Origin of the sequence: Mesorhizobium sp. M1348 (genome assembly GCF_040317925.1) — a bacterium.
Lineage (GTDB): Bacteria > Pseudomonadota > Alphaproteobacteria > Rhizobiales > Rhizobiaceae > Mesorhizobium.
Genome location: NZ_JAMYLH010000010.1, coordinates 148,024 through 166,855 on the forward strand (window position 1 = coordinate 148,024; position 18,832 = coordinate 166,855).

The window sequence follows — 18,832 nt, forward strand, 5'->3', positions numbered from 1 at the left end:
CCTTTCGCTCCGACCTTTCGTGCTTCTCCCACGCCAATCCAAAACGAAGAAAGAAGTGACCTCCATGAACAAGACCAATCTGGGCGTCGCCCTGGTGACCGGGGCATCCAGCGGCATCGGGCACACGACGGCCAAAGCCCTGCAGAACGCGGGCTTTCGCGTGTTCGGAACCAGCCGTCGCGCGGTCGCCGACCGATCCGACGGCGTTACCATGCTGGCCTGCGACGTGACCGATGACACGTCCGTGGCGAAACTTGTCCAGGACGTGCTGGCCGAGACCGGGCGCATCGACCTGCTCGTCAACAATGCCGGCGTTGGCCTGCTTGGTGGCGCGGAGGAGTCCTCGATGGCCCAGGCCAAGTCGCTATTTGACGTGAACGTCTTTGGCGTTATGCGAGTAACCAAAGCGGTGTTGCCGACAATGCGCCGTCAAGGCAAGGGCAGAATCGTCAATTTGAGCTCGGTGCAGGGGTTCATTCCAGCTCCCTATTTCGCGCTTTATTCGTCGACCAAGCATGCCGTTGAGGGCTATTCCGAATCGCTCGACCACGAACTGCGTACTTTCGGAATTCGCGTCGTGTTGGTGGAGCCCGCCTATACCCGCACCTCATTTGAAGAAAATCTCGCCAGGCCGGATCAGTTGCTTGATATCTATGACTCCGCGCGCGCTGGCATGAATGCAGCTGTGCGGAAAGCGATGGAAAAAGGCGATGCGCCCGAAGTGGTGGCCAGGACCGTTTTGGCGGCTGCGATCGATCCCGCTCCCAAGAGGCGCTATGCGGCTGGAAAAATGGCGCGCCAGGTTAGTTTCCTGCGCCGTTTCGTCCCCGCATCCGCTTTCGACAAGAGCCTGCGAAAGCAGAACGGCCTGCCGGTCTGAGGTCGACAACAATGATATTCCTGTTTCGCTCGAACCCGTGCGCGAGCGCGTTCCAGGAGTTCACATTTTTCGGCACTGGCACAGCCGGACGCGCATCTTCGATGCGCCAGCGTCCGCGACTGAGCCCTGCGGTCGTTGGCGTTAGATTAGCGCCATGTTATATTGCGGCGCGAAAGAGCGGGGGCCACGTTCTTTTCACACCCGTAAGCGATCCGTATGTGCGACCCCTGCAGACTGGTCGGTATCACGGAAACTCCCGCGCATGGGGTTCGGGATTCGAGGGGGACAAGGGGTAATGCTTTACACGCTCGTTATGATGGTCTGCCTGACGGATGTGCCGCAGACCTGTGAACAACGCGAACAGATGGTGGACGGCCTGGCGATGAATCCCGGGACCGCCTTCATGCAGGCGCAATCGCTGGTAGCCCAGTGGATCGAGACGCATCCCGGTTATTTCGTTCAGCGCTGGCGCGTGCTGCCCGGCCGTGGATCGTGATATCCGCCGCAAAGATCGAATGAGGTCCTACTTCTTCGCGGCGAGCGTTTCCGAGACGACCTTGGACAATTGATAGAGCCGCTGCTCGATTATCGTCGGCACTTCACAGACGTAAGTCAGTGATTGGACGCGTTCATTGAAAATTCGCGTTGCGAATTTCAGCTGTTCGGTTCGCCGATCGATCTCTTCGGGATCTGCATCCGGCTTTGCCCGCAACGCATCGACATCGGACGCTTCCTTGCGCAACGCGGCGGCCATTTCGAGTTGCTTGTGGGCGTAACGGGAAATGCCGGAGATCACCTGCGAGCGCTCGGCGTCCATGTGATCGAACATGCCTTGCACCAGCATCGCCATTTTGGGTGCAAGTTGCTCGGCCGGCAAGGAGGAGGCGAAATCCTTGATCTTCTTTTGAGCTTCCGCAATCGGCATCCGGCGAGCTGCCAGCTCCTCGACCAGGGCGGAGATGGTGGGGTCCTTCGACCAGTCCTTCGCCGCTGAAGGAAGGTCCGGTCCGCTCCAGATCTGGCCGAGCGAGAGTTGCGGCACCTTGCGCTGTATGCAGGGCCAGTCTGGATCGGGGTTGGCTGCCATGGCGTCGACGCCCGGCGCGAGCATGGCAACCAGAGCCAGTCCGCGAACAAGGCTCATTCGTGCCATCAGGCATTTCCTCCCGTGTCCTGTTTGCGGGTCATCAGGCCGCGCGAAGGGTCGTAGGCGATGATGGCGGCGGCAAGGAACAGCAGCGTGCAGCCGGCAACGACGCCCAGCGACAGCCACTCAACCTGGCCGTAGAAGGCGAAGCGGATCAGTTCGACAGCGTAAGTAAACGGATTGGCGAGGCAGATTTTGTAGAGCAGGGGGCTAGCCTCCTGGATACGCCACAAGGGATAGAGTGCCGGAGAAGCGAAATAGCCGGGAAAGATGACGAAGTTCATGATGCCGGCGAAGTTTTCGAGCTGCTTGATCATCGAGGACAAAAGCATGCCGAGCGCGCACAGCATCATGCCTGACAGGAACAGCGCCGGCAGTACTGTGAGATAGCCGAGCGGCGGCGCCTTGACGCCCCAGAACCAAGCAACGATCAGGAACGCGTAAACCTGCGCGATCGACACGGCGACACCGGCGAGCATCTTCGAGATCAGTAAAAACCAACGCGGGAAGGGGCTGACCAGCAGGGTGCGCATGTTGCCCATTTCGCGGTCATAGACCATCGACAGCGAAGACTGCATGCCCGAAAACAGCAGAATCATGCCGCACAGGCCCGGCGTGATGTAGACCTCGTAGAGCACGTAGGTCTTGTAGGGCGGGATGATCGATACACCGAGCACCTGCCGGAATCCGGCGGCAAAAATGAACAGCCAGACGAGCGGCCGAACCAGCGAGGATATGAAGCGCTCGCGTTGGTGCAGGAAGCGCAGGCACTCCCGCACGACGATCCCTTTGAGGCAAATGAGGTAGTGGCGGAGCCCAAATTGTTCGAACTTCACCGGCGTGAGGGCGGCGACTTTTGCGGGCATTGCGGGAGCGCTCATGGCGCCATCTCCGCGATGCCGCTTGTTTCGATGCGGTTGAGCCTGGAAAAGGCGTCGCGGATCGAACTGGCACCGCTCGTCGCAACGACATCGGCCACCTTACCCTTGGCAACCAGGTCGCCCTGCCGCAGCACGACGACATGGTCGCCGGCTTCGACCTCATCGATCAGATGCGTCGCCCACAGCACGCCGATGCCCTCGGTTTCGACGAGCTTGCGGATGGTGGCCAAAATGCCCGCACGCGACTGGATGTCGAGACCGACCGTCGCCTCGTCGAGCAAAAGCAGGGAAGGGCGGTGGAGCAGCGCCCGCGCGATCTCGATGCGCCGCATTTGGCCGCCGGAAAGACTGCGTGCCTTGTCATGCTGACGGCCCTGCATGTTGACTATGTCCAGCAGCGCGGCAATGCGCTGCCGGGCTTGGTGTCCGCCAATGCCATGCAGCGAGGCGTGGTAGGAGAGGTTCTGGTGGACGCTGAGGTCGAGGTCGAGCGTGCGTGCCTGGAACACGATGCCGACACGTCTGAGCGCTTCGCCCGAAGCGCGGCTGACATCATGGCCGAAGATGCGGATCGATCCGCGGCGAGTGCCGTAAAGATGGCTGATCAGTGAGAACAAAGTTGTCTTGCCGGCGCCGTTGAGGCCGAGCAGAACGGTGAAAGTTCCCGGCGCGATCGAGAATGAGACGTCGTGGAGCGCCCGCTTCGGACCATAGGAATGGCTGATACCGGCAAGATCGAGCGCCGCCACCTCCTCTCCAGGTCCGCCTGTCCTCACATGTTGCATGCCGCTGGCTCCTTCGGGGCGCGCTGGTTATCTAGTGCACTTGCAGCATCCCCGCGGCAAATATTCATCATGCCGGCCTCCCTGATAATCGCTGCGGTCTAACGGGGCGATATGGCCACGCCCCAAGGCTGCTGGCCCACCGTGACCGATTGAACCGGCTCGTCGGTCGCCGTGTCGATGAAGGTGATGTCGTTGGAATTGCCGTTGGTGGTGATCAGCGTCTTCTGATCGGGGGTGAAGTCGAGATGCCAGACGCGCTGGCCGACCAGGATGTATCTTTCCACCTCGTAGGTTTCGGTATTGATAACGGCGACGTGGTTGGCTGGGCCGAGCGCGACATAGGCCTTCTTGCCGTCGGCGCTGATTGCGATGCCGACCGGCTGGATGGTTTCGGGCCGCAGTCCCGCAATCGCGAACTGGATCTTCTTCACCACCTCGCGTTTGAGACTGTCGATGACGCTGACGGTGCCGCCGATTTCGGCACTGACCCAGATCTGTGATCCGTCGGGCTTGAATTGCGCAAAGCGTGGACGCGTGTCGACCAGGACATTGTCGGTCACCTCATGGCTGTCGGTATCGATGAAATGCGCCATGCTGGTGGTTTCGGAGGTGTTGACCATGGTTTTGCCATCGGGACTGACGGCCATGCCTTCAGGCTCCACCCCAACGGGAATCTCGGTCATGACCTGCTTGCTCTCGATGTTGATCGCGGTGACGAGATTGTCGTCCTCGTTGGCGACGTAGAGCGTCTTGCCGTCGGGCGAAAGAACGAACAGTTCGGGATCGGGGCCCGATGGCAGCGTGCCAACGATCTGCAGCGTCGCGGTATCGATGATTTCGATCGTATCGTCATCGCTGGCGCACAAATAGATGAACTTGCCGTCATGCGAGATGGTGATACCGCGCGGCCTCTGGCCGACTTCGACGGTCTTCACCACTTGCATCGTCGCCGTGTCGACGACCGTTATCGTATTGTCTTTCTCGTTGGAGACATAAACGGTGTAAGCCCACGCCGGATTGGCCATGAAGCCGATTGCGAGAATGGCGAGTGCGCAAGCTCGTCTCTGCACGAAAATTCCTCCCGATTGGTTCTACTTAAGGACGCATTTCGTTTCCGGCTGATCGACGCCGAGCGTATCGAGCTCGGAGATTTGGTGGAGATAACCCTCCTGTGGCGATGTCGAGACCACCGATTCGGTGTCGCCGAGCAGGATTGGCTGGCGAAGCTGATGGTTCCACTTGCGGAAGGTCAGCTTCTGTCCCTTGAAGGCAGCGACCGAGAAATCGTCCGAGCGGATGTAGTCGCTGATCTTCTTCGGATCGTCGCCATTGGTCCGCGTGCTGGCTTCGCCCACCGCCCGCACCGCCGTCCAGGCCGACATATCCTTGGACAGCATTCGCCGGCCGGTCGTCCTCAGGAAACGGCTCTGCATTTGAATGCCACCCCATTGCTCGCTCGCGGGATGCCAGGACGATGCGACAAGACCGGCCGTGCCAGCGACCAGCCGCGGTGTCCAGGTGCGGTAGGGCACATAGGTTCCGAACACCTCGCTCTCATCGGCGACAAGCACCACGTCATGCTCCGGCAGATCCTGCGTGAACACGGAAATCTGCTGCTGTATCTGCGTAGCGCCGGTGTCGGTGCGGCGCGCCGTGCCAGTGTCTTTGAATTCCTTCTCGGCGACGATCTGACCGCCGAAGCGAGCCGCCGCGCGGCGCAGCGCGGCCGCATAGAGATGATCCCGCTCATGCGAACCGTAGAGCAGCACCCAATTCGGCCATTTCTTTACTACGAGATACTGCGCCAGCGCGTCGGCCAGCATGCTTCGCGTCGGCGCCACATGGAAAATGTTTATGCGGCAGTCTTCCTCGCGCAGGCTGTCGTCAGTGGCACCGACATTGAAGACCAGAACGCCCTTGTCGCGGGCGATGTCGGCGATCGACAGCAATTGCCTGGCCGAGAGGTCCGCGACAACATAGCGGTCACCTTTGGCAATCAGATCGTTGAACGCCTGAACCGCGTCGGCGTCCGGCTTGACCTCGGCTATGTCGAGGCTGAATTTCTGGCTGAGGAACTTTCCTGTCGTATTGTTGTCGCCGATCGCCACATTGGCGCCGGCAACACCTTCGTCGCGTGGCGGCAGGTCCAGCAGCGAAAGCGCCAGTTGCGGCGCGTAGGCCCGCAAATAGCCTATTCTGATTTCGGTTATCTTTCTTTCCGGCCTGTGGGTTGCGACCGGTTGCTTGCCCGTCGCTTCCTGGACCATCACGTCCGCAACGTTGGCGGTCTGGAAAAAAAAGCACAAAAAGGCCGCGAGAGTGCCTGGCACCGCGCTCGTCATCGATAAAACTGCCCATTCTTGCACTAAAGTCCGATTGTTCCCGGACCAGCGCGAATTCAAGGTGCCCACAATGAGCTTAGCGGACCCCACAAGATTTATCAAAGCCTGCAAGTGGACTTACGTGTCTGCTTTAGTCCTATGGCTTTTTGCGGAGATACGGCGGTGAATGAGCGTGTTGCGGTCTTCGACTCCGAGATCATCCGCAGCAATGCCGGAATGTGAAACTCTATGGGTTGTCTTGGGAGGATTGCCTGATGAAAACGCGCGCCGCTGTCGCCGTTGCCGCCGGAAAGCCGCTGGAGATCATGGAGGTCGACCTCGAAGGTCCCCGTGATGGCGAGGTGCTGGTCGAGATCAAGGCAACCGGCATCTGCCACACCGACGAGTTCACGCTGTCGGGCGCCGACCCGGAAGGCCTGTTTCCGGCGATCCTTGGCCATGAGGGCGCCGGCATCGTCGTCGACGTCGGCAAGGGCGTCACCTCGGTCAAGAAGGGCGACCATGTCATCCCGCTTTACACGCCGGAATGCCGGCAGTGCCCGTCCTGCCTGTCGCGCAAGACCAACCTGTGCACCGCGATCCGCGCCACGCAGGGACAGGGCTTGATGCCCGACGGCACCTCGCGCTTCTCGATCGGCAAGGACAAGCTGTTCCACTATATGGGCTGCTCGACCTTCTCCAATTTCACCGTGCTGCCCGAGATCGCGGTGGCCAAGGTCAATGCCGACGCCCCGTTCGACAAGATCTGCTACATCGGCTGCGGCGTCACCACCGGCATCGGTGCTGTGATCAACACGGCCAAGGTCGAGCAAGGCGCGACGGCCGTCGTCTTCGGCCTCGGCGGCATCGGCCTCAACGTCATCCAGGGATTGCGCCTGGCCGGCGCCGACATGATCATCGGCGTCGATCTGAACAACGACAAGAAGGAATGGGGCGAGAAATTCGGCATGACGCATTTCGTCAATCCGAAGGAGATCGACGGCGATATCGTGGCTCATCTCGTCAACATGACCAAGCGCGGCGCCGACCAGATCGGCGGCGCCGACTACACGTTCGACTGCACCGGCAACACCAAAGTCATGCGGCAGGCGCTTGAATCGTCCCACCGCGGCTGGGGCAAGTCGGTCATCATCGGCGTTGCCGGCGCCGGCCAGGAGATCTCGACGCGGCCGTTCCAGCTGGTCACCGGGCGCACCTGGATGGGCACCGCCTTCGGCGGCGCGCGCGGCCGCACCGACGTGCCGAAGATCGTCGACTGGTACATGGCCGGCAAGATCGAGATCGATCCGATGATCACCCACACACTGAAGCTCGAGGACATCAACAAGGGTTTTGACCTGATGCATGAAGGCAAGTCGATCAGGAGCGTGGTGGTTTACTGACGAGGAGAAAGCCGCCGGCTAGCCAGCCAGAGGCCGAAAAATGCAGATGTTCAACAAGGGAGGAAACAAAAATGCCGGAAAAACTGCATCCTAAGATCGACAATGGACTGCCCAGGCAAAAGGCCGATTTTGCCGGCGGGACGCTGGTCTGCGCCTGCACCAGCAACCCGGTCAAGGTGAAGGTCAAGGGCCAGATCGCCCACAACCATGCCTGCGGCTGCACCAAATGCTGGAAGCCGGAAGGCGCATTGTTCTCGGTCGTCGCAGTTGCCGGTACGGGCGACGTGACGGTGACCGAAAACGGCGACAAGCTGAAGATCGTCGATCCGGGCGCGCTGATCCTGCGCCATGCCTGCACCGGCTGCGGCGTCCACATGCACGGCCCGGTCGAGCGCGACCACGCTTTCAAGGGGCTGTCGTTCATCCATCCGGAACGCTTCCAGGAAGACGGCTGGTCGCCGCCGGGCTTCACCGCCTTTGTCTCGTCGATCATCGAATCGGGTGTCGATCCGAGCCGCATGGACGGTATAAGGTCACAGCTGAAGTCGATCGGGCTCGAACCCTACGATTGCCTCAATCCCGGCCTGATGGATTTTATCGCCACCTGGACCGCGAAGAAGTCGGGCGCGTTGCCGGCCTAGTAGCCGCTCGACTATCATCGATCGAGCCGGGCGACGCCGCCCGGCACGATCATGTGCACGTGCGGATGGTGGGTCATCGCGGAGCCCATGTGTGGAGGACGGCCGTGATGCCGATACGGACGCCGAGAGCGTAGGCCTCGAGGCCCTAGTTTGCAGGTATTGCCCTATTTCAATCGCCTCGATTGCGCCGAGGTGCCCAAGCGCGCTCAGCTGATACGAGTTCTCACCATTGAGATCTCCCTTGTTCTGTCCCATCTGCCCAACATCATCACCCCAGGCTTCGACATCCGGGCGCTAATGCCGCCCTGTGGAGCAGAAGAAGCTGGTGGTGCTCACGAGCGCGCGAGCGATTCACACAAGCATTGGCCTCCGCCCAGGCGGGCTGCACGAAGATCTGCCACGGCTTTTGGTCGAGGACATGGGCAATTGGATCCGCCCCATCCTATTCGCCGAGAGATACACACTTGAAGATCGGGCCCAACTAGACTAAGTTTTATAGACTAAGTCACGAGGCCCGCAATGCGCACCGTCAATATCCACGAGGCCAAGACGCATCTGTCTCGTCTTATCGACAGGGCGGCCAAGGGCGAATCTTTCATTATCGCCAAATCCGGCAAGCCGATGGTCAAGGTCGTTGCCATAGACGCACCTGCGGCCGGCGAAATGCGTCGCTTGGGGTTTATGGCCGGGCAGTTTTCAGTTCCGGACGATTTTGATCGCATGGCCGATGAGGAAATCGAGAAGCTGTTTGGCGGCGACGCATGAAACTTCTGCTCGATACCCATCTTCTGCTCTGGGCGGCGGGCGAGCCCGGAAAGCTCCCGCCCGCCGCCCTTGCTGAGATCGAGAATGTCGACAACCACCTGACCTTCAGCGCTGCAAGTCTCTGGGAGATTGCCATCAAATGCAGTTTGGGCCGCTCTGACTTTAGGGTCGATGCGCGTCTTTTACGTCGGGGCCTGATAGACAATGGCTATCATGAGCTGCCAATCACCGGCGAGCATGCCATTGCGGTGGAGGGGCTTCCACCCATCCACAAGGACCCCTTCGATCGGATCCTGATTGCTCAATCGATTGTGGAAGGCATTACATTGCTGACCGTCGACGATCTGGTCGCGCAGTATCCTGGGCCTGTCCGTCGTCTCTGATGGAGGTGACCCGAGCCCTCGGTGGGCTAGGCGGTTGAAGTCAGCTATCGCTTCAGACCACCCATGAACGCCTTTACTCGAGCAGAGTCGACTTGGTTCCACCAGACGCCGTCGTGCTTCAGCGCGCTGGCGATGATGACCCCGTCGACAATGGCGAGGATATCCTTGGCGTTGTCCGCCGTGACACCGCTTCCGACCAGCGTCGGCAGGCCGGCGGCCTGCTTGATCATGCTTATGTAGCCCAAATCCGCGGCGTGGCCGGTGCGCTGGCCGGTGGCGATGATGGCGTCGGCGTCGAAGAAGACCAGGTCCTTGACCAGTTCCTCGACCGGGCGATCGGCGACGATGGCATGTGCGCCGTGCTTGACATGCGCGTCGGCGAAAATGCGGATGCCGTTGGCGCGCAGCCTGGCGCGGTAGCGCGCCGCGCGGCCCGACTCGCCTTCGACAAAACCCTCATTGGCGACATAGGCGTTCGCCCATTGATTGACGCGGACGAAACCGGCGCCGGCAGCGCTGGCGATCGCCAAGGCCGGGATCGCGGCATTGGCCAGCACATTGATGCCGATCGGCCTGCCGAGCTCGCGGCGGATGCGGTCGGAGACGACCGCCATATAGGCCGCCGTCTCCGGCCCGATATCGTCAGGCTTGGCGAAGGGGATGTCGCCATGGTTCTCGACGATGACGCCGTCGCAGCCGCCGTCGAGATAGGCTTTGGCGTCATCGAGCCCGCGCTGGTAGATCACTTCCACGGCCTCGCCGCCATAGCGCGGCGCGCCGGGCAGCGGCGCCAGGTGAACGACGCCGATCACCACCTTGGTGCGGCCGAAAAGGTGTAGAAGCGCGTCGCCGCCGGATTGGCCGATCTGGGTCATGAGAGCTCCATTTGATCGATGAGCGCCGCCATCTCGGAGGCGGAAGGACAGGATGCCAGCGTGCCCGGCCGTGTCACGGCAATTGCGGCGGCCGCGAGCGCAAGCTCCAGCGCCGAGGTGACCGGCATGCCCCGCGCAAGCCCGCCGGCGAGGCAGCCGCAGAACACATCGCCGGCACCGCTGGTGTCGAGCGCCTCGATCTGCGGCGCCGGCAAACGAAGCGGCTTTTCATGACCCGGGCCAAGCACGAGACAGCCTGCGGCACCGAGCGTGATGACGACGGTGCCTGCGCCTTTGGCTACCAGCGCGCCGGCTGCTGCTGTCATATCATCGCGGCCGGTCAGGGTTTTCGCCTCGGATTGGTTGACCACCAAAACCTCCGCCAAGCCGAGATCGGGCAGCGAAATCGCATCGATCGGGCTGGCGTTGAGAACGGTGCGCGCGCCGTTTTCCCTTGCTGCCCCGAGGCAGGCATTGGTCACGGCAGCCCGCAAATTTCCCTGGCAGACGAGGATGTCGCCGGGCGCGATCCAGCGGACAAGTGCTGTCTGCGCAACCGGATCGAAGGCTTCGCTGCAGGCGACGCCGCTGACGATGAAATTCTCTCCGCCTTTATCGACGACGATGGTCGAGCGGTCGCTCGGCAGCTCGAATTCGCTCACCTTAAGATCGGACAGCTCGCTGTCGAGGCGGCTCCTGATCCATGCGCCAGCGGGGTCCTTGCCGAGCGCCGTCCAGAACGTCACCTCTGCACCAGTCCGTGCTGCTGCCACCGCCTGGTTGGCGCCCTTGCCGCCGAGCCCGTCGGCATAGCTCACAGCATTCAAAGTCTCGCCCGCAGCAGGAAAGCGGCCGACGCGAAACACGGTATCGACGCAGGCATTGCCGACGACGTGGACATGCATGGCTCAGCTCTCACCGGTCGCCCAGCCCAGCATCTGTTCGAACAGCGTCTTGTAGCCTGGCCAGGCGATGAATTGCGGCGGCAGCCAATGCGGCCCGACATCGGATGTCCAGGCCACGGTGCGGCCCTTGCCGTAATGGCCGGTGACAAGCAGCGGCAGCGAACCATAGTCCGACGACACGCTGGCCAGAACTTCCGCATCGTCCTTCAGCGTCACCTCGTTAAAGCCGAGCAGGATCGGCCAGTCCGAGCCGAGGCCCCTGAGGATGGGATGGCTCGACCCTGGTTTCGGCACAGGCGCAAAACCTTCGGGAACCTCGACGCGGTCGTCGTAGGCCAGGCAATTCACCGGCAGCACGTCCTCGACAGGGGTCTTGCGGTAGCGTGCGCCGCCATTGATGCCCTGGAAGCTGTAGTAGCCGCCGAACATCAATAGACCGCCGCCGCCGCCGACGTAATCGCGCAGCAGGCGCAGGCGGTTCGGCGTCGGCTTGGAGAGGACCCAGGTGTCGGGATGCAGCAGCAGCGTGTTGGCGCCGATGTCGGAGAGCACGACCGCGTCATAGGCAGACAGCGCCTCCATGGTCTGAGGAAACCCGCGCTGCGCCTCATGTGCCGGCATGAAGGTGACATCGAAGTCGGTCGCCTTCAGTGCGCCCAGCAACTCGTCCGCGCCGGTGTGGTAGGTAACGGTCGGAAATTGGTCGAAACCCTTGATATGGGTCGCGGTCGACACCCAGGATTCGCCGGCAAGCAGGATCTTCTTCTTGGACATTTGAACTCCCGTGTAACTCCAGGCCGCTTAGAGCCGCGCGAATACGCTTTTCGGATTGGCGATCAGCATGCGGTCGATGGCCGCCTGCTCGACGCCGTGGCGTTTCAGGCGCGGTATGAAATGCTTCAAGATATAACCATAGCCGAAGCCGCCGAAGCGCGTGAGCATGATCTTGAGGAACACATCCTGCGACAACAGCAGGCGGTCGCCGAAGCCCGCCTCGACAAGGGCGGCGATGGCGCGTGCGTTCTCCTCGTCGGAGGGCGATTGCGCGTCCTGGTCGGCATAATAATAGTCCATGCCGATCATGTCGTATTCGAGGAACGCGCCGCGCTTGGCGAGGCTCTTCTGATAGTCCAGATCGTTGTGACTCGGGTTCATGTGGCAGAGCACGGTGTGGCGGAGATCGGCGCCTTCGGCCTCGACGATATCGAGCACTTCATGCGCCAGCCGCTCCCAGCCCGGCAGGTGGATCGACAGCGGCACGCCGGTGATGCGCGAGGCGCGCGCCGAAGCTCGCAGGGACTTGCGCTCCTCGGCGGTGAAATCCTTGCTGACGCCGACCTCGCCGATCAGCCCGGCCATGATCGGCGGCTGCGTCTCGCCGCCGCCGACATCGTTGACGATGAACTCGGTCACGGCGTCCACATCCATCGCTCTCAGCCATTCGGGATGGGTGTGTTCGAGATAGAAGCCGGTGCCCATGACGATCTTCAGGCCGGACATGCGGCTGATGCGGGCGAGCCTTTCGGGATCGCGGCCGATGCCGATATTGGTGGCATCGACGACGGTGTGGCCGCCCAGCGCGCGATAGCGCTGCAGCTCCGACAGCGCCAGGTCGGCGTCGTCGAGCGAAACGTTGTCGCGGTTGACGTAAGGGTTCATGCGCAACTCGCCGATGATCTCGATGTTCACCGGCTGCTCGGCGATCGCCATGTCATCGGGATGGCAGGGGCATTTCCAGCTGCGCGCGCCATCGAGCAAGATGTGCTCGTGCATCAGCGTGATGCCCATGTCGTCGACCGGAACCGGGCCGAGCACGGTCATCACATGGCCAGTGTCGACCCCGATCGCCAGCCGCTGGGCGGGCACTGCGTCATCGAACAGACCGCTCATCGGCTCAACGGCTCCGCACGGCGCCGCGGAACAGGCGGAAGTTCAGCCAGATGGCGATCAGGATGATCGTTCCGGTGACAATCGGCGTCAGGAAAGGCGACAGATGCGCCAGGATCAGGCCGTTGCCGATGACGGCCACGGTCAGCGCGCCGAGCACCGTGCCAATGATCGTTCCGCGGCCGCCGAACAGGCTGGTGCCGCCGAGCACGACGGCAGCGATGACTTCCAACTCGAAACCCTGTCCGGCATTCGAAGATCCCGATCCAAGCCGGGCAGCAATGATGATCCCGGCAAGGGCTGCCGCGGCGGCGGAAATCACATAGACGAAGAGGGTCGTCTGCCGCGTGTTGACGCCGGCACGCCGCACCGCCTCGGCGTTGGCGCCGATGCCGGTGACATAGCGGCCGAACGGCGTCTCGTTGAAGGCGAGATAGGCGATGGCCAGGATCGCCAGCGCGATCAGCGCCGGCACCGGCACGCCAAGGAACCAGGCGCGGCCCAGCACGGTGAAAGTGCTTCCGGGCTCGATGGGGATGGAATAGCCGCCGGTGATCAGCAGCGCCACGCCACGGATCACCGAAAGCCCGGCAAGCGTGACGATGAAGGACGGGATGCCCTCATAGGCGATGAAATAGCCTTGCACCGCGCCAAGCAAGGCACCGAGCGCCAACATGGCGAGGACAACGACTGGCCACGGCAGGCCAAACTGCAAAAGCGTCGCCGACAGCGTCGCCACCAGCGCCAGCACGGAGCCGACCGAAAGATCGATGCCGCCAGTGGTGATGACGAAAGTCATTGCCGCGGCGACGATCAGCAGCGGCGCCGACTGCCGCAGGATGTTCAACAGATTGGGCGACGTCAGAAAGGCGTCGGTCGCAACCGAGAAGATGATGCAGACGACCAGAAAGAACAGCGCGATCGAGACGACGCTGCCATTGGCGAGCAGCGCATCGCGCCAGGTGCCCCTGCGCACCCGTGAGGGCTGGGCGGCGTGGATCGCGTCGCTCATGCCGGCGCTCCACCGCGATAGCCATTGGTGGCGGAACGCGCACTGAACTTGCGGCCGACGATCAGATTGACCACGTCTTCGATATTGGTCTCGCCGATCAGCCGCTCGGCGACATTGCGCCCTTCATACATGACCTGGATGCGATCGCAGACGAGGAACAGATCCTGCAGCCGGTGGGTGATCAGGATGACGCTGACACCGCGCGCACTGACCGCGCGGATCAGTTCGAGCACGGCCTCGACTTCGGCCACGGCAAGCGCTGCCGTCGGCTCGTCCATGATCAGCACGGCCGGCTCGAACGAGGCGGCGCGGCCGATTGCGATCGACTGGCGCTGCCCGCCGGAGAGGTTTTCGACCTTGAGCCGCGTGTCGGCAATGACGATGCCGAGCCGATCGAGCATCTGGCGCGTCTCGTCATGCATGCGCTTCTTGTCGAGAAAGGAAATGCCTGCGATGCGGCGGCGCGGCTCACGGCCGAGAAACAGATTGCCGGCGACATCGACCGTGTCGCAGAGCGACAGGTCCTGGTAGACCATCTCGACGCGCGCCGCACGTGCGTCCCCCGGCGAGCTGAAGATCACCGGCTTGCCGTCGATCTCGATGGTGCCGGCGTCGGGAACCACAGCCCCCGACAGCACCTTGCTCAATGTCGACTTGCCCGCGCCATTGTCGCCGACCAGGCCCAGCACCTCGCCCGGCTTCAGCGTCAGCGACACATCATCGAGCGTCTGGATGGCGTTGTAGCGCTTTGAGATGCCGCTCATCCGCACCCGATAGGTCTGGCCACTGCTCATCTGGGATTCCACGCGATTGCAAGGGATCCGCAGCGCAGCCTCAGGCAGCGCCGCGGCTCGGTCGCCGACGCAGTTTACTTGAACATCGAGCGGTATTCGTCGACATTCTTCTTGGTCACGATCGTCACCGGGATATTGATGATCGGGTCGATTTTCTCGCCCTTCTTGAGCTTGCCCAGCGCTTCGACCGCGGCCTTGCCTTCGCCGGCCGGATCCTGCTGCACGACCGCGACCACCCAGCCGTCGTCGATGCCCTGAACGGCCTGCTTGGTCAGATCCCAGCCGAACACCTTGACGTCGCCGGTGCGGCCCTGGCTGGTCACAGCCGAAACTGCGCCGAGCAAGGCCGGCTCGCCGGTCGCATAGAGCGAGTTCATGTCGGGATTGGCGGTCATCAGGTTTTCCGAAGCGCTCAACGCGGTCTCCTGAACGTTCTGGCCGTCGACCGTGTCGAGGAAGGTGACGGCCTGGCCGCTTTCGGTCACCGCCTTCTTGAAGCCGTCGAGCCGCTGGTTCTGGATGAATGAATTGAGTGCGCCGACGATACCGATCTTGGCCTTGCCGCCCATCTCGGCCTTCACATAGTCGGCGTAGAATTTGCCGATGTCCTCGCCGGCCTTGGTGTTATCGACGCCGATGAACGAAATATTGTCGCCGTCGGGGATCTGCGCGTCGATGGCTATGACGGGAATGCCGGCCGCCTTGGCCGCGGTGATCGCAGGCTTGACCCCGTTGACGTCGATGGCGACCAGAATGATGCCGTCGACTTTCTGCGTGATGTAGTTCTCGATCGCGTCGTTCTGCGCGCTGGGCACATTGTTGGCGTTGAAAATGACCAGCTTGGCGCCGGCGGCGTCGGCTGCCTTTTGCGCGCCCTCGTTGATCTCGTTGAAGAACAGGGCCTGCTGGTTGATGTTGACGAGAGCGAACGTATCGGCAAGCGCCGATCCCATGGCTGCCGAGCCCATGGCAATGGCGGCGGCACAGCCGGCGAGAAGTTTGAACAGACGCATTTCGGTTCCCCTTGCTTGCGGACCAGACCTCGGCTGGTCCCGTTAGTGCTACAGGCACGAGGCAAGCATTCAAGAGACTTGAATATTTGTCAATCCAAATGAACGCAGAGCGTCGCTCAGAAAGTCGCCGGCGTGTTGACCCAGAAAATGCTAGCGCGTTCCTCGCCGATGTTGCGGTAATGATGCGGCAACTCCGATCTGAACACGAAGGCATCACCCGTGGCGAGAGCATGGCTCTTGCCGTCGACGATCAACTCGATCCGGCCGGCGAGCACATAGCCGACTTCCTCGCCGGCATGCTGGATCGGACCTTCGCTCGAGCCCTCTGCCTCGATGTGATGGATGTTGCATTGTAAGAGGTGGCCGGGCGAATACGGAATGATGCGTTCGAGCGAAATTCCTTCGCCACGCCGTAGCGCGTCGAGCGCAATCAAAGGCCTTGCGCCCGCCCGGAATACGATCGCCTCGTCGTCATCGACTTGCTCGAACATCCAGCCGATGTTTGTGTCGAGAACCTCGACCAGACGGTGAAGCATGGGCAGGGACGGCGAAGCCTTGCCGTTCTCGATCTTGGACAGCAGGCTTTCCGAGCAATTCGCAGCCGCGGCCAGCGTCTTCAGCGTCATGCCGCGTGTCTGGCGGGCGAGGCGCAGCCGAGTTCCAAGTCTTGCGGCATTTACGGTGGCGTCCGTTTCTGACTCTGGCCGCCGTCGATCGATTTTGTTCATCTGTTCGCCAACCATTCAACGGTCAAGGGCAACTATCGCGCGAGCAAAAGACCTCGGCTGACGATTTGCAAGTGCTGATGCGTCAAATTCGAGACTGCAGCCGCAGCTACCGCATCCGGCGAATGCCGCTCCCGCATGAACCGTGCTGATGATCCCGCGCCAGTTATCTCCTATCGCTTGGCTGTCCATCGTGGTCGAAATCGCCAGCCGTTACCGCGTTTGCGTCACGTGGCGAGTGGACTTGGAACGACAATGCGGCAAGGCGGGCCACGCAGCCAATCTACACAACCACGACCCTGCCGACACGATAAAATCTGGACTGTCACCGAATTTGCGGAGCGCGCCCAGAAGTCACCCGCGGCAGCGCCCATGGAGTTACGCCCAGGGCGCGCAGGCTCTCGATAGCCGCGACGTATCCAATGAAATCCCTGGGGCAGTCGCGCACCGCTTGAGCTTCGACAATTTTGAAGAAAGTCCAACAGAATTAATGGACTAGCACCTGCGGATGTAAGTTGCGGAAGCACGCGCGGTTAATGCTTTAGAAGTATCGACACATCGACACGAGGTGCGAAGAAGCAACGCCAATACAGCTGGTTGGTTACAACATATTTATTTTCGCAGATATGGTATTGCCCGTCCGGGGATTCCTGTACACGGTCCCGTGGGATGGTGAAATTATGCGGCAAATAAGTGTACCCGCCGTCTACCCTGGACCGCACCGAAGACCGAGGTATGGCGCGGCAATCTGAACCGCCGCAGCACTTGAATTTGGTCTGTGGGTCAATCTTGTCTTCGTACCAATCATGGGCGCTGGCGGCTGTTGCGGCGGCGATACACATCGCCGTGAAGATGAGCCTTCGCATGGCATTCCTCAAGTATCTGGCAGGCGCTGCTCGTTGGGGTTTCCATGTATATTAGCGTTCCATTGAAAATACCATTGGCCTCCGACCGACTTAACGCAGCTCCAGCAAGCGACGCTCGCAACGGAAGACCGCATTGGGTCACGTCAGGACGACACTTGCGCCGACCAAAGGTCCGCTCTTGTCGCTCCGGGTTTGAAAAGCATCTGTCCGCTTTCCGGCCCGAAGCAGACCTTTGCCGAGCGGCGATCAGCGTGGCGCGGAAACCTTACTCCTCCTTCGCTTTTCGGGGGCAGACATCGGCCTGCGCGAGGTGGGGCGTTCGCTTGGGGCGCCTCCGGCGACGGCGAGTTTTGTTCCGTTCCGCCAAAGGGGGTTTGCTGGTGTGGATCTTGTTTTGGGGGTATTCTCTTGGTTGAAGAATGGGCCTAGTCGACTTCGATTGCGGTCGCTTTAGCTCGGCCGCTCCGCTCGGGAGGAGCCTCTGATTGCGATGGCGCGCTTTGCCCACCTTGCCCTTCTCGCCTTCGCATTGTTGCCTGGAATTGCGCTGGCTGGGAAGCCTTTCGTCCCGAGCTGGATCAAAAACGATCCGGTAGCGAAGACGGTGGCTATCGAGATTGTCGCCGATTGGAACCAAGTCGAGCGGTACCGCAGGGACAACATCCGGACCGACATTATCGACTTCAACGGCTACTGGGGCGGCAATCTCACGATCATCGTGCCAGAAGAATGGTCGGTCCAGATCGAGTTCATCAATGGCTCCTCGAATTTCAGGCACGGTCTGATGGTGACCAGGGTTTATGCTCGGTCAGAGATGCCAGTGAAGTTGGAGGCTGAGGATGCGATTTGGGGGGCGTACACCGCTCCGCTAGAGGGGATTAAAATTAATGAGAGGAGGCAACTCAACTTTGTTGCCCAGCAGGCGGGGAACTATTTCCTCGCCTGTCCGAGACAAACGCACCTGATGGACGGACACTGGATCGGTTTCGAGGTGAGAGGCAATCTTGAGCGGGCCGTGGCAATCGTCCATGAAGACAAGTTTCCGCAGGAGCAGCCACCAGGACGCCCATAGCGTTGCGCGAGCAACCAGCGCTATGGCTTCGTCGTGGAGATCATTGCAAATCCATGGCGGCTTACCTTGAAACTCGAAAGTCTGGCCGCGCCCGACCGGTTTAGAACTGCCCCTGGTTGCCAAGCCACCAGGTCCAAGCTGAAGCATCCAAACAAGCCTTTGGCGCAGCCGGAGCATCGGCGAGGGCTAATTTGGGCCGTAGTGTCGAAGCGTCGGTGGAGCCGCCTTCCAAGCTTGATCCACAAGTCGCCTGTTGGCGCAGATGAGCCTACTTGGGCCGCTCCCGTGTGCGACCACTTTCCGCCCGATCGAGACTTAGAGCGCTCCCACGCGGAATAGTTCGAGCCGATGCGCCCGCCGGCTCGGTCGTGCCATTTCAAGACCCCGCGGTGCTTTTCCAGAGCGACTTTCGCCTATCGGAAGGAGTCGGGCGGATTCTCCCATAGCCGACAGTCCGCGTCCGGCCCCAATCAAGTC

The 18,832-nt window shown here is 61.4% G+C and carries 20 protein-coding genes and 1 pseudogene; 7 read left to right on the forward strand and 14 right to left on the reverse strand.

Translation table 11 applies throughout. The features are described from left to right. The first annotated feature begins 64 nt into the window (after positions 1 to 64). Positions 65 to 880 (forward strand): oxidoreductase, encoded by an 816-nt coding sequence (locus NKH13_RS18815; protein WP_352718847.1) that lies wholly within the window; start codon positions 65 to 67, stop codon positions 878 to 880. Positions 881 to 1,175: 295 nt separating this feature from the next. Continuing rightward, on the forward strand, positions 1,176 to 1,376 hold the full coding sequence (locus tag NKH13_RS18820; RefSeq protein WP_023678847.1) for a hypothetical protein: 201 nt from the start codon (positions 1,176 to 1,178) through the stop codon (positions 1,374 to 1,376). Positions 1,377 to 1,403: 27 nt separating this feature from the next. Here the strand turns inward: NKH13_RS18820 and NKH13_RS18825 are convergent, their stop codons facing one another. The 5 genes from NKH13_RS18825 to NKH13_RS18845 all read right to left on the reverse strand — a co-directional run bounded on the left by NKH13_RS18825 (position 1,404) and on the right by NKH13_RS18845 (position 5,960). Next, a complete protein-coding gene (locus NKH13_RS18825) occupies positions 1,404 to 2,033 on the reverse strand; it encodes a hypothetical protein (RefSeq protein ID WP_352718848.1) in 630 nt (209 codons plus the stop codon). Then, positions 2,033 to 2,893 carry a lanthanide ABC transporter permease protein PedC gene (locus tag NKH13_RS18830; RefSeq protein ID WP_292655027.1) on the reverse strand — a complete coding sequence of 287 codons (861 nt, stop codon included), beginning with the start codon at positions 2,891 to 2,893 and terminating at the stop codon, positions 2,033 to 2,035. Before NKH13_RS18830 ends, NKH13_RS18825 begins: the two co-directional genes overlap by 1 nt. An 11-nt stretch (positions 2,894 to 2,904) precedes the next feature. Further along, positions 2,905 to 3,693 (reverse strand): lanthanide ABC transporter ATP-binding protein PedB/LutE, encoded by a 789-nt coding sequence (locus NKH13_RS18835; RefSeq protein ID WP_352718849.1) that lies wholly within the window; start codon positions 3,691 to 3,693, stop codon positions 2,905 to 2,907. A 98-nt stretch (positions 3,694 to 3,791) separates the two neighbouring features. Then, the gene (locus tag NKH13_RS18840) at positions 3,792 to 4,763 is read right to left on the reverse strand and encodes a YVTN family beta-propeller repeat protein (RefSeq protein ID WP_352718850.1); all 972 of its coding nucleotides are present in this window, start codon (positions 4,761 to 4,763) and stop codon (positions 3,792 to 3,794) included. A gap of 21 nt (positions 4,764 to 4,784) precedes the next feature. Further along, positions 4,785 to 5,960 carry a lanthanide ABC transporter ABC transporter substrate-binding protein PedA1 gene (locus NKH13_RS18845; RefSeq protein WP_352718851.1) on the reverse strand — a complete coding sequence of 392 codons (1,176 nt, stop codon included), beginning with the start codon at positions 5,958 to 5,960 and terminating at the stop codon, positions 4,785 to 4,787. Between the two features lie 329 nt (positions 5,961 to 6,289). Here NKH13_RS18845 and NKH13_RS18850 point away from each other — a divergent pair, with 329 nt between their 5' ends. Next, a complete protein-coding gene (locus tag NKH13_RS18850) occupies positions 6,290 to 7,417 on the forward strand; it encodes an S-(hydroxymethyl)glutathione dehydrogenase/class III alcohol dehydrogenase (protein WP_352718852.1) in 1,128 nt (375 codons plus the stop codon). A 71-nt stretch (positions 7,418 to 7,488) separates the two neighbouring features. Continuing rightward, the gene (gfa, locus tag NKH13_RS18855; RefSeq protein ID WP_352718853.1) at positions 7,489 to 8,058 is read left to right on the forward strand and encodes an S-(hydroxymethyl)glutathione synthase; all 570 of its coding nucleotides are present in this window, start codon (positions 7,489 to 7,491) and stop codon (positions 8,056 to 8,058) included. A gap of 35 nt (positions 8,059 to 8,093) precedes the next feature. Here the strand turns inward: gfa and NKH13_RS18860 are convergent. Beyond that, positions 8,094 to 8,185: pseudogene (locus NKH13_RS18860) on the reverse strand (transposase); the annotation flags it as partial. 392 nt (positions 8,186 to 8,577) lie between these two features. Here NKH13_RS18860 and NKH13_RS18865 point away from each other — a divergent pair. Together NKH13_RS18865 and NKH13_RS18870 are read left to right on the forward strand one after the other, a co-directional pair. After that, positions 8,578 to 8,823: a type II toxin-antitoxin system Phd/YefM family antitoxin gene (locus NKH13_RS18865; protein WP_352718854.1), complete on the forward strand. Its 246-nt coding sequence runs from the start codon at positions 8,578 to 8,580 to the stop codon at positions 8,821 to 8,823. Then, positions 8,820 to 9,206 (forward strand): type II toxin-antitoxin system VapC family toxin, encoded by a 387-nt coding sequence (locus NKH13_RS18870; protein ID WP_352718855.1) that lies wholly within the window; start codon positions 8,820 to 8,822, stop codon positions 9,204 to 9,206. Before NKH13_RS18865 ends, NKH13_RS18870 begins: the two co-directional genes overlap by 4 nt. A gap of 44 nt (positions 9,207 to 9,250) precedes the next feature. Here NKH13_RS18870 and NKH13_RS18875 read toward each other — a convergent pair whose 3' ends face one another. The 8 genes from NKH13_RS18875 to NKH13_RS18910 form a co-directional block, all read right to left on the reverse strand. Then, on the reverse strand, positions 9,251 to 10,081 hold the full coding sequence (locus NKH13_RS18875) for a BtpA/SgcQ family protein (protein WP_352718856.1): 831 nt from the start codon (positions 10,079 to 10,081) through the stop codon (positions 9,251 to 9,253). Continuing rightward, positions 10,078 to 10,986, reverse strand: coding sequence for a ribokinase (locus NKH13_RS18880; protein ID WP_352718857.1), 909 nt, complete (start codon positions 10,984 to 10,986; stop codon positions 10,078 to 10,080). The genes NKH13_RS18875 and NKH13_RS18880 overlap by 4 nt, the downstream gene beginning before the upstream one ends. 3 nt (positions 10,987 to 10,989) lie before the next feature. Beyond that, on the reverse strand, positions 10,990 to 11,760 hold the full coding sequence (locus tag NKH13_RS18885; RefSeq protein WP_352718858.1) for a glutamine amidotransferase: 771 nt from the start codon (positions 11,758 to 11,760) through the stop codon (positions 10,990 to 10,992). A 27-nt stretch (positions 11,761 to 11,787) separates the two neighbouring features. Then, on the reverse strand, positions 11,788 to 12,876 hold the full coding sequence (locus tag NKH13_RS18890) for a phosphotriesterase family protein (protein WP_352718859.1): 1,089 nt from the start codon (positions 12,874 to 12,876) through the stop codon (positions 11,788 to 11,790). A gap of 4 nt (positions 12,877 to 12,880) precedes the next feature. Beyond that, positions 12,881 to 13,885 carry an ABC transporter permease gene (locus NKH13_RS18895; RefSeq protein WP_352718860.1) on the reverse strand — a complete coding sequence of 335 codons (1,005 nt, stop codon included), beginning with the start codon at positions 13,883 to 13,885 and terminating at the stop codon, positions 12,881 to 12,883. After that, positions 13,882 to 14,679, reverse strand: coding sequence for an ATP-binding cassette domain-containing protein (locus tag NKH13_RS18900; RefSeq protein WP_352718861.1), 798 nt, complete (start codon positions 14,677 to 14,679; stop codon positions 13,882 to 13,884). The genes NKH13_RS18895 and NKH13_RS18900 overlap by 4 nt, the downstream gene beginning before the upstream one ends. Before the next feature lie 74 nt (positions 14,680 to 14,753). Further along, positions 14,754 to 15,692, reverse strand: coding sequence for an ABC transporter substrate-binding protein (locus NKH13_RS18905; RefSeq protein ID WP_352718862.1), 939 nt, complete (start codon positions 15,690 to 15,692; stop codon positions 14,754 to 14,756). Positions 15,693 to 15,808: 116 nt separating this feature from the next. Beyond that, positions 15,809 to 16,420: a cupin domain-containing protein gene (locus tag NKH13_RS18910; protein WP_023679230.1), complete on the reverse strand. Its 612-nt coding sequence runs from the start codon at positions 16,418 to 16,420 to the stop codon at positions 15,809 to 15,811. A gap of 1,353 nt (positions 16,421 to 17,773) precedes the next feature. Here NKH13_RS18910 and NKH13_RS18915 point away from each other — a divergent pair. Beyond that, entirely contained in the window at positions 17,774 to 18,355 is a 582-nt protein-coding gene (locus tag NKH13_RS18915; protein WP_352913646.1) for a sulfocyanin-like copper-binding protein, read from the forward strand. Positions 18,356 to 18,832 lie beyond the last annotated feature (477 nt).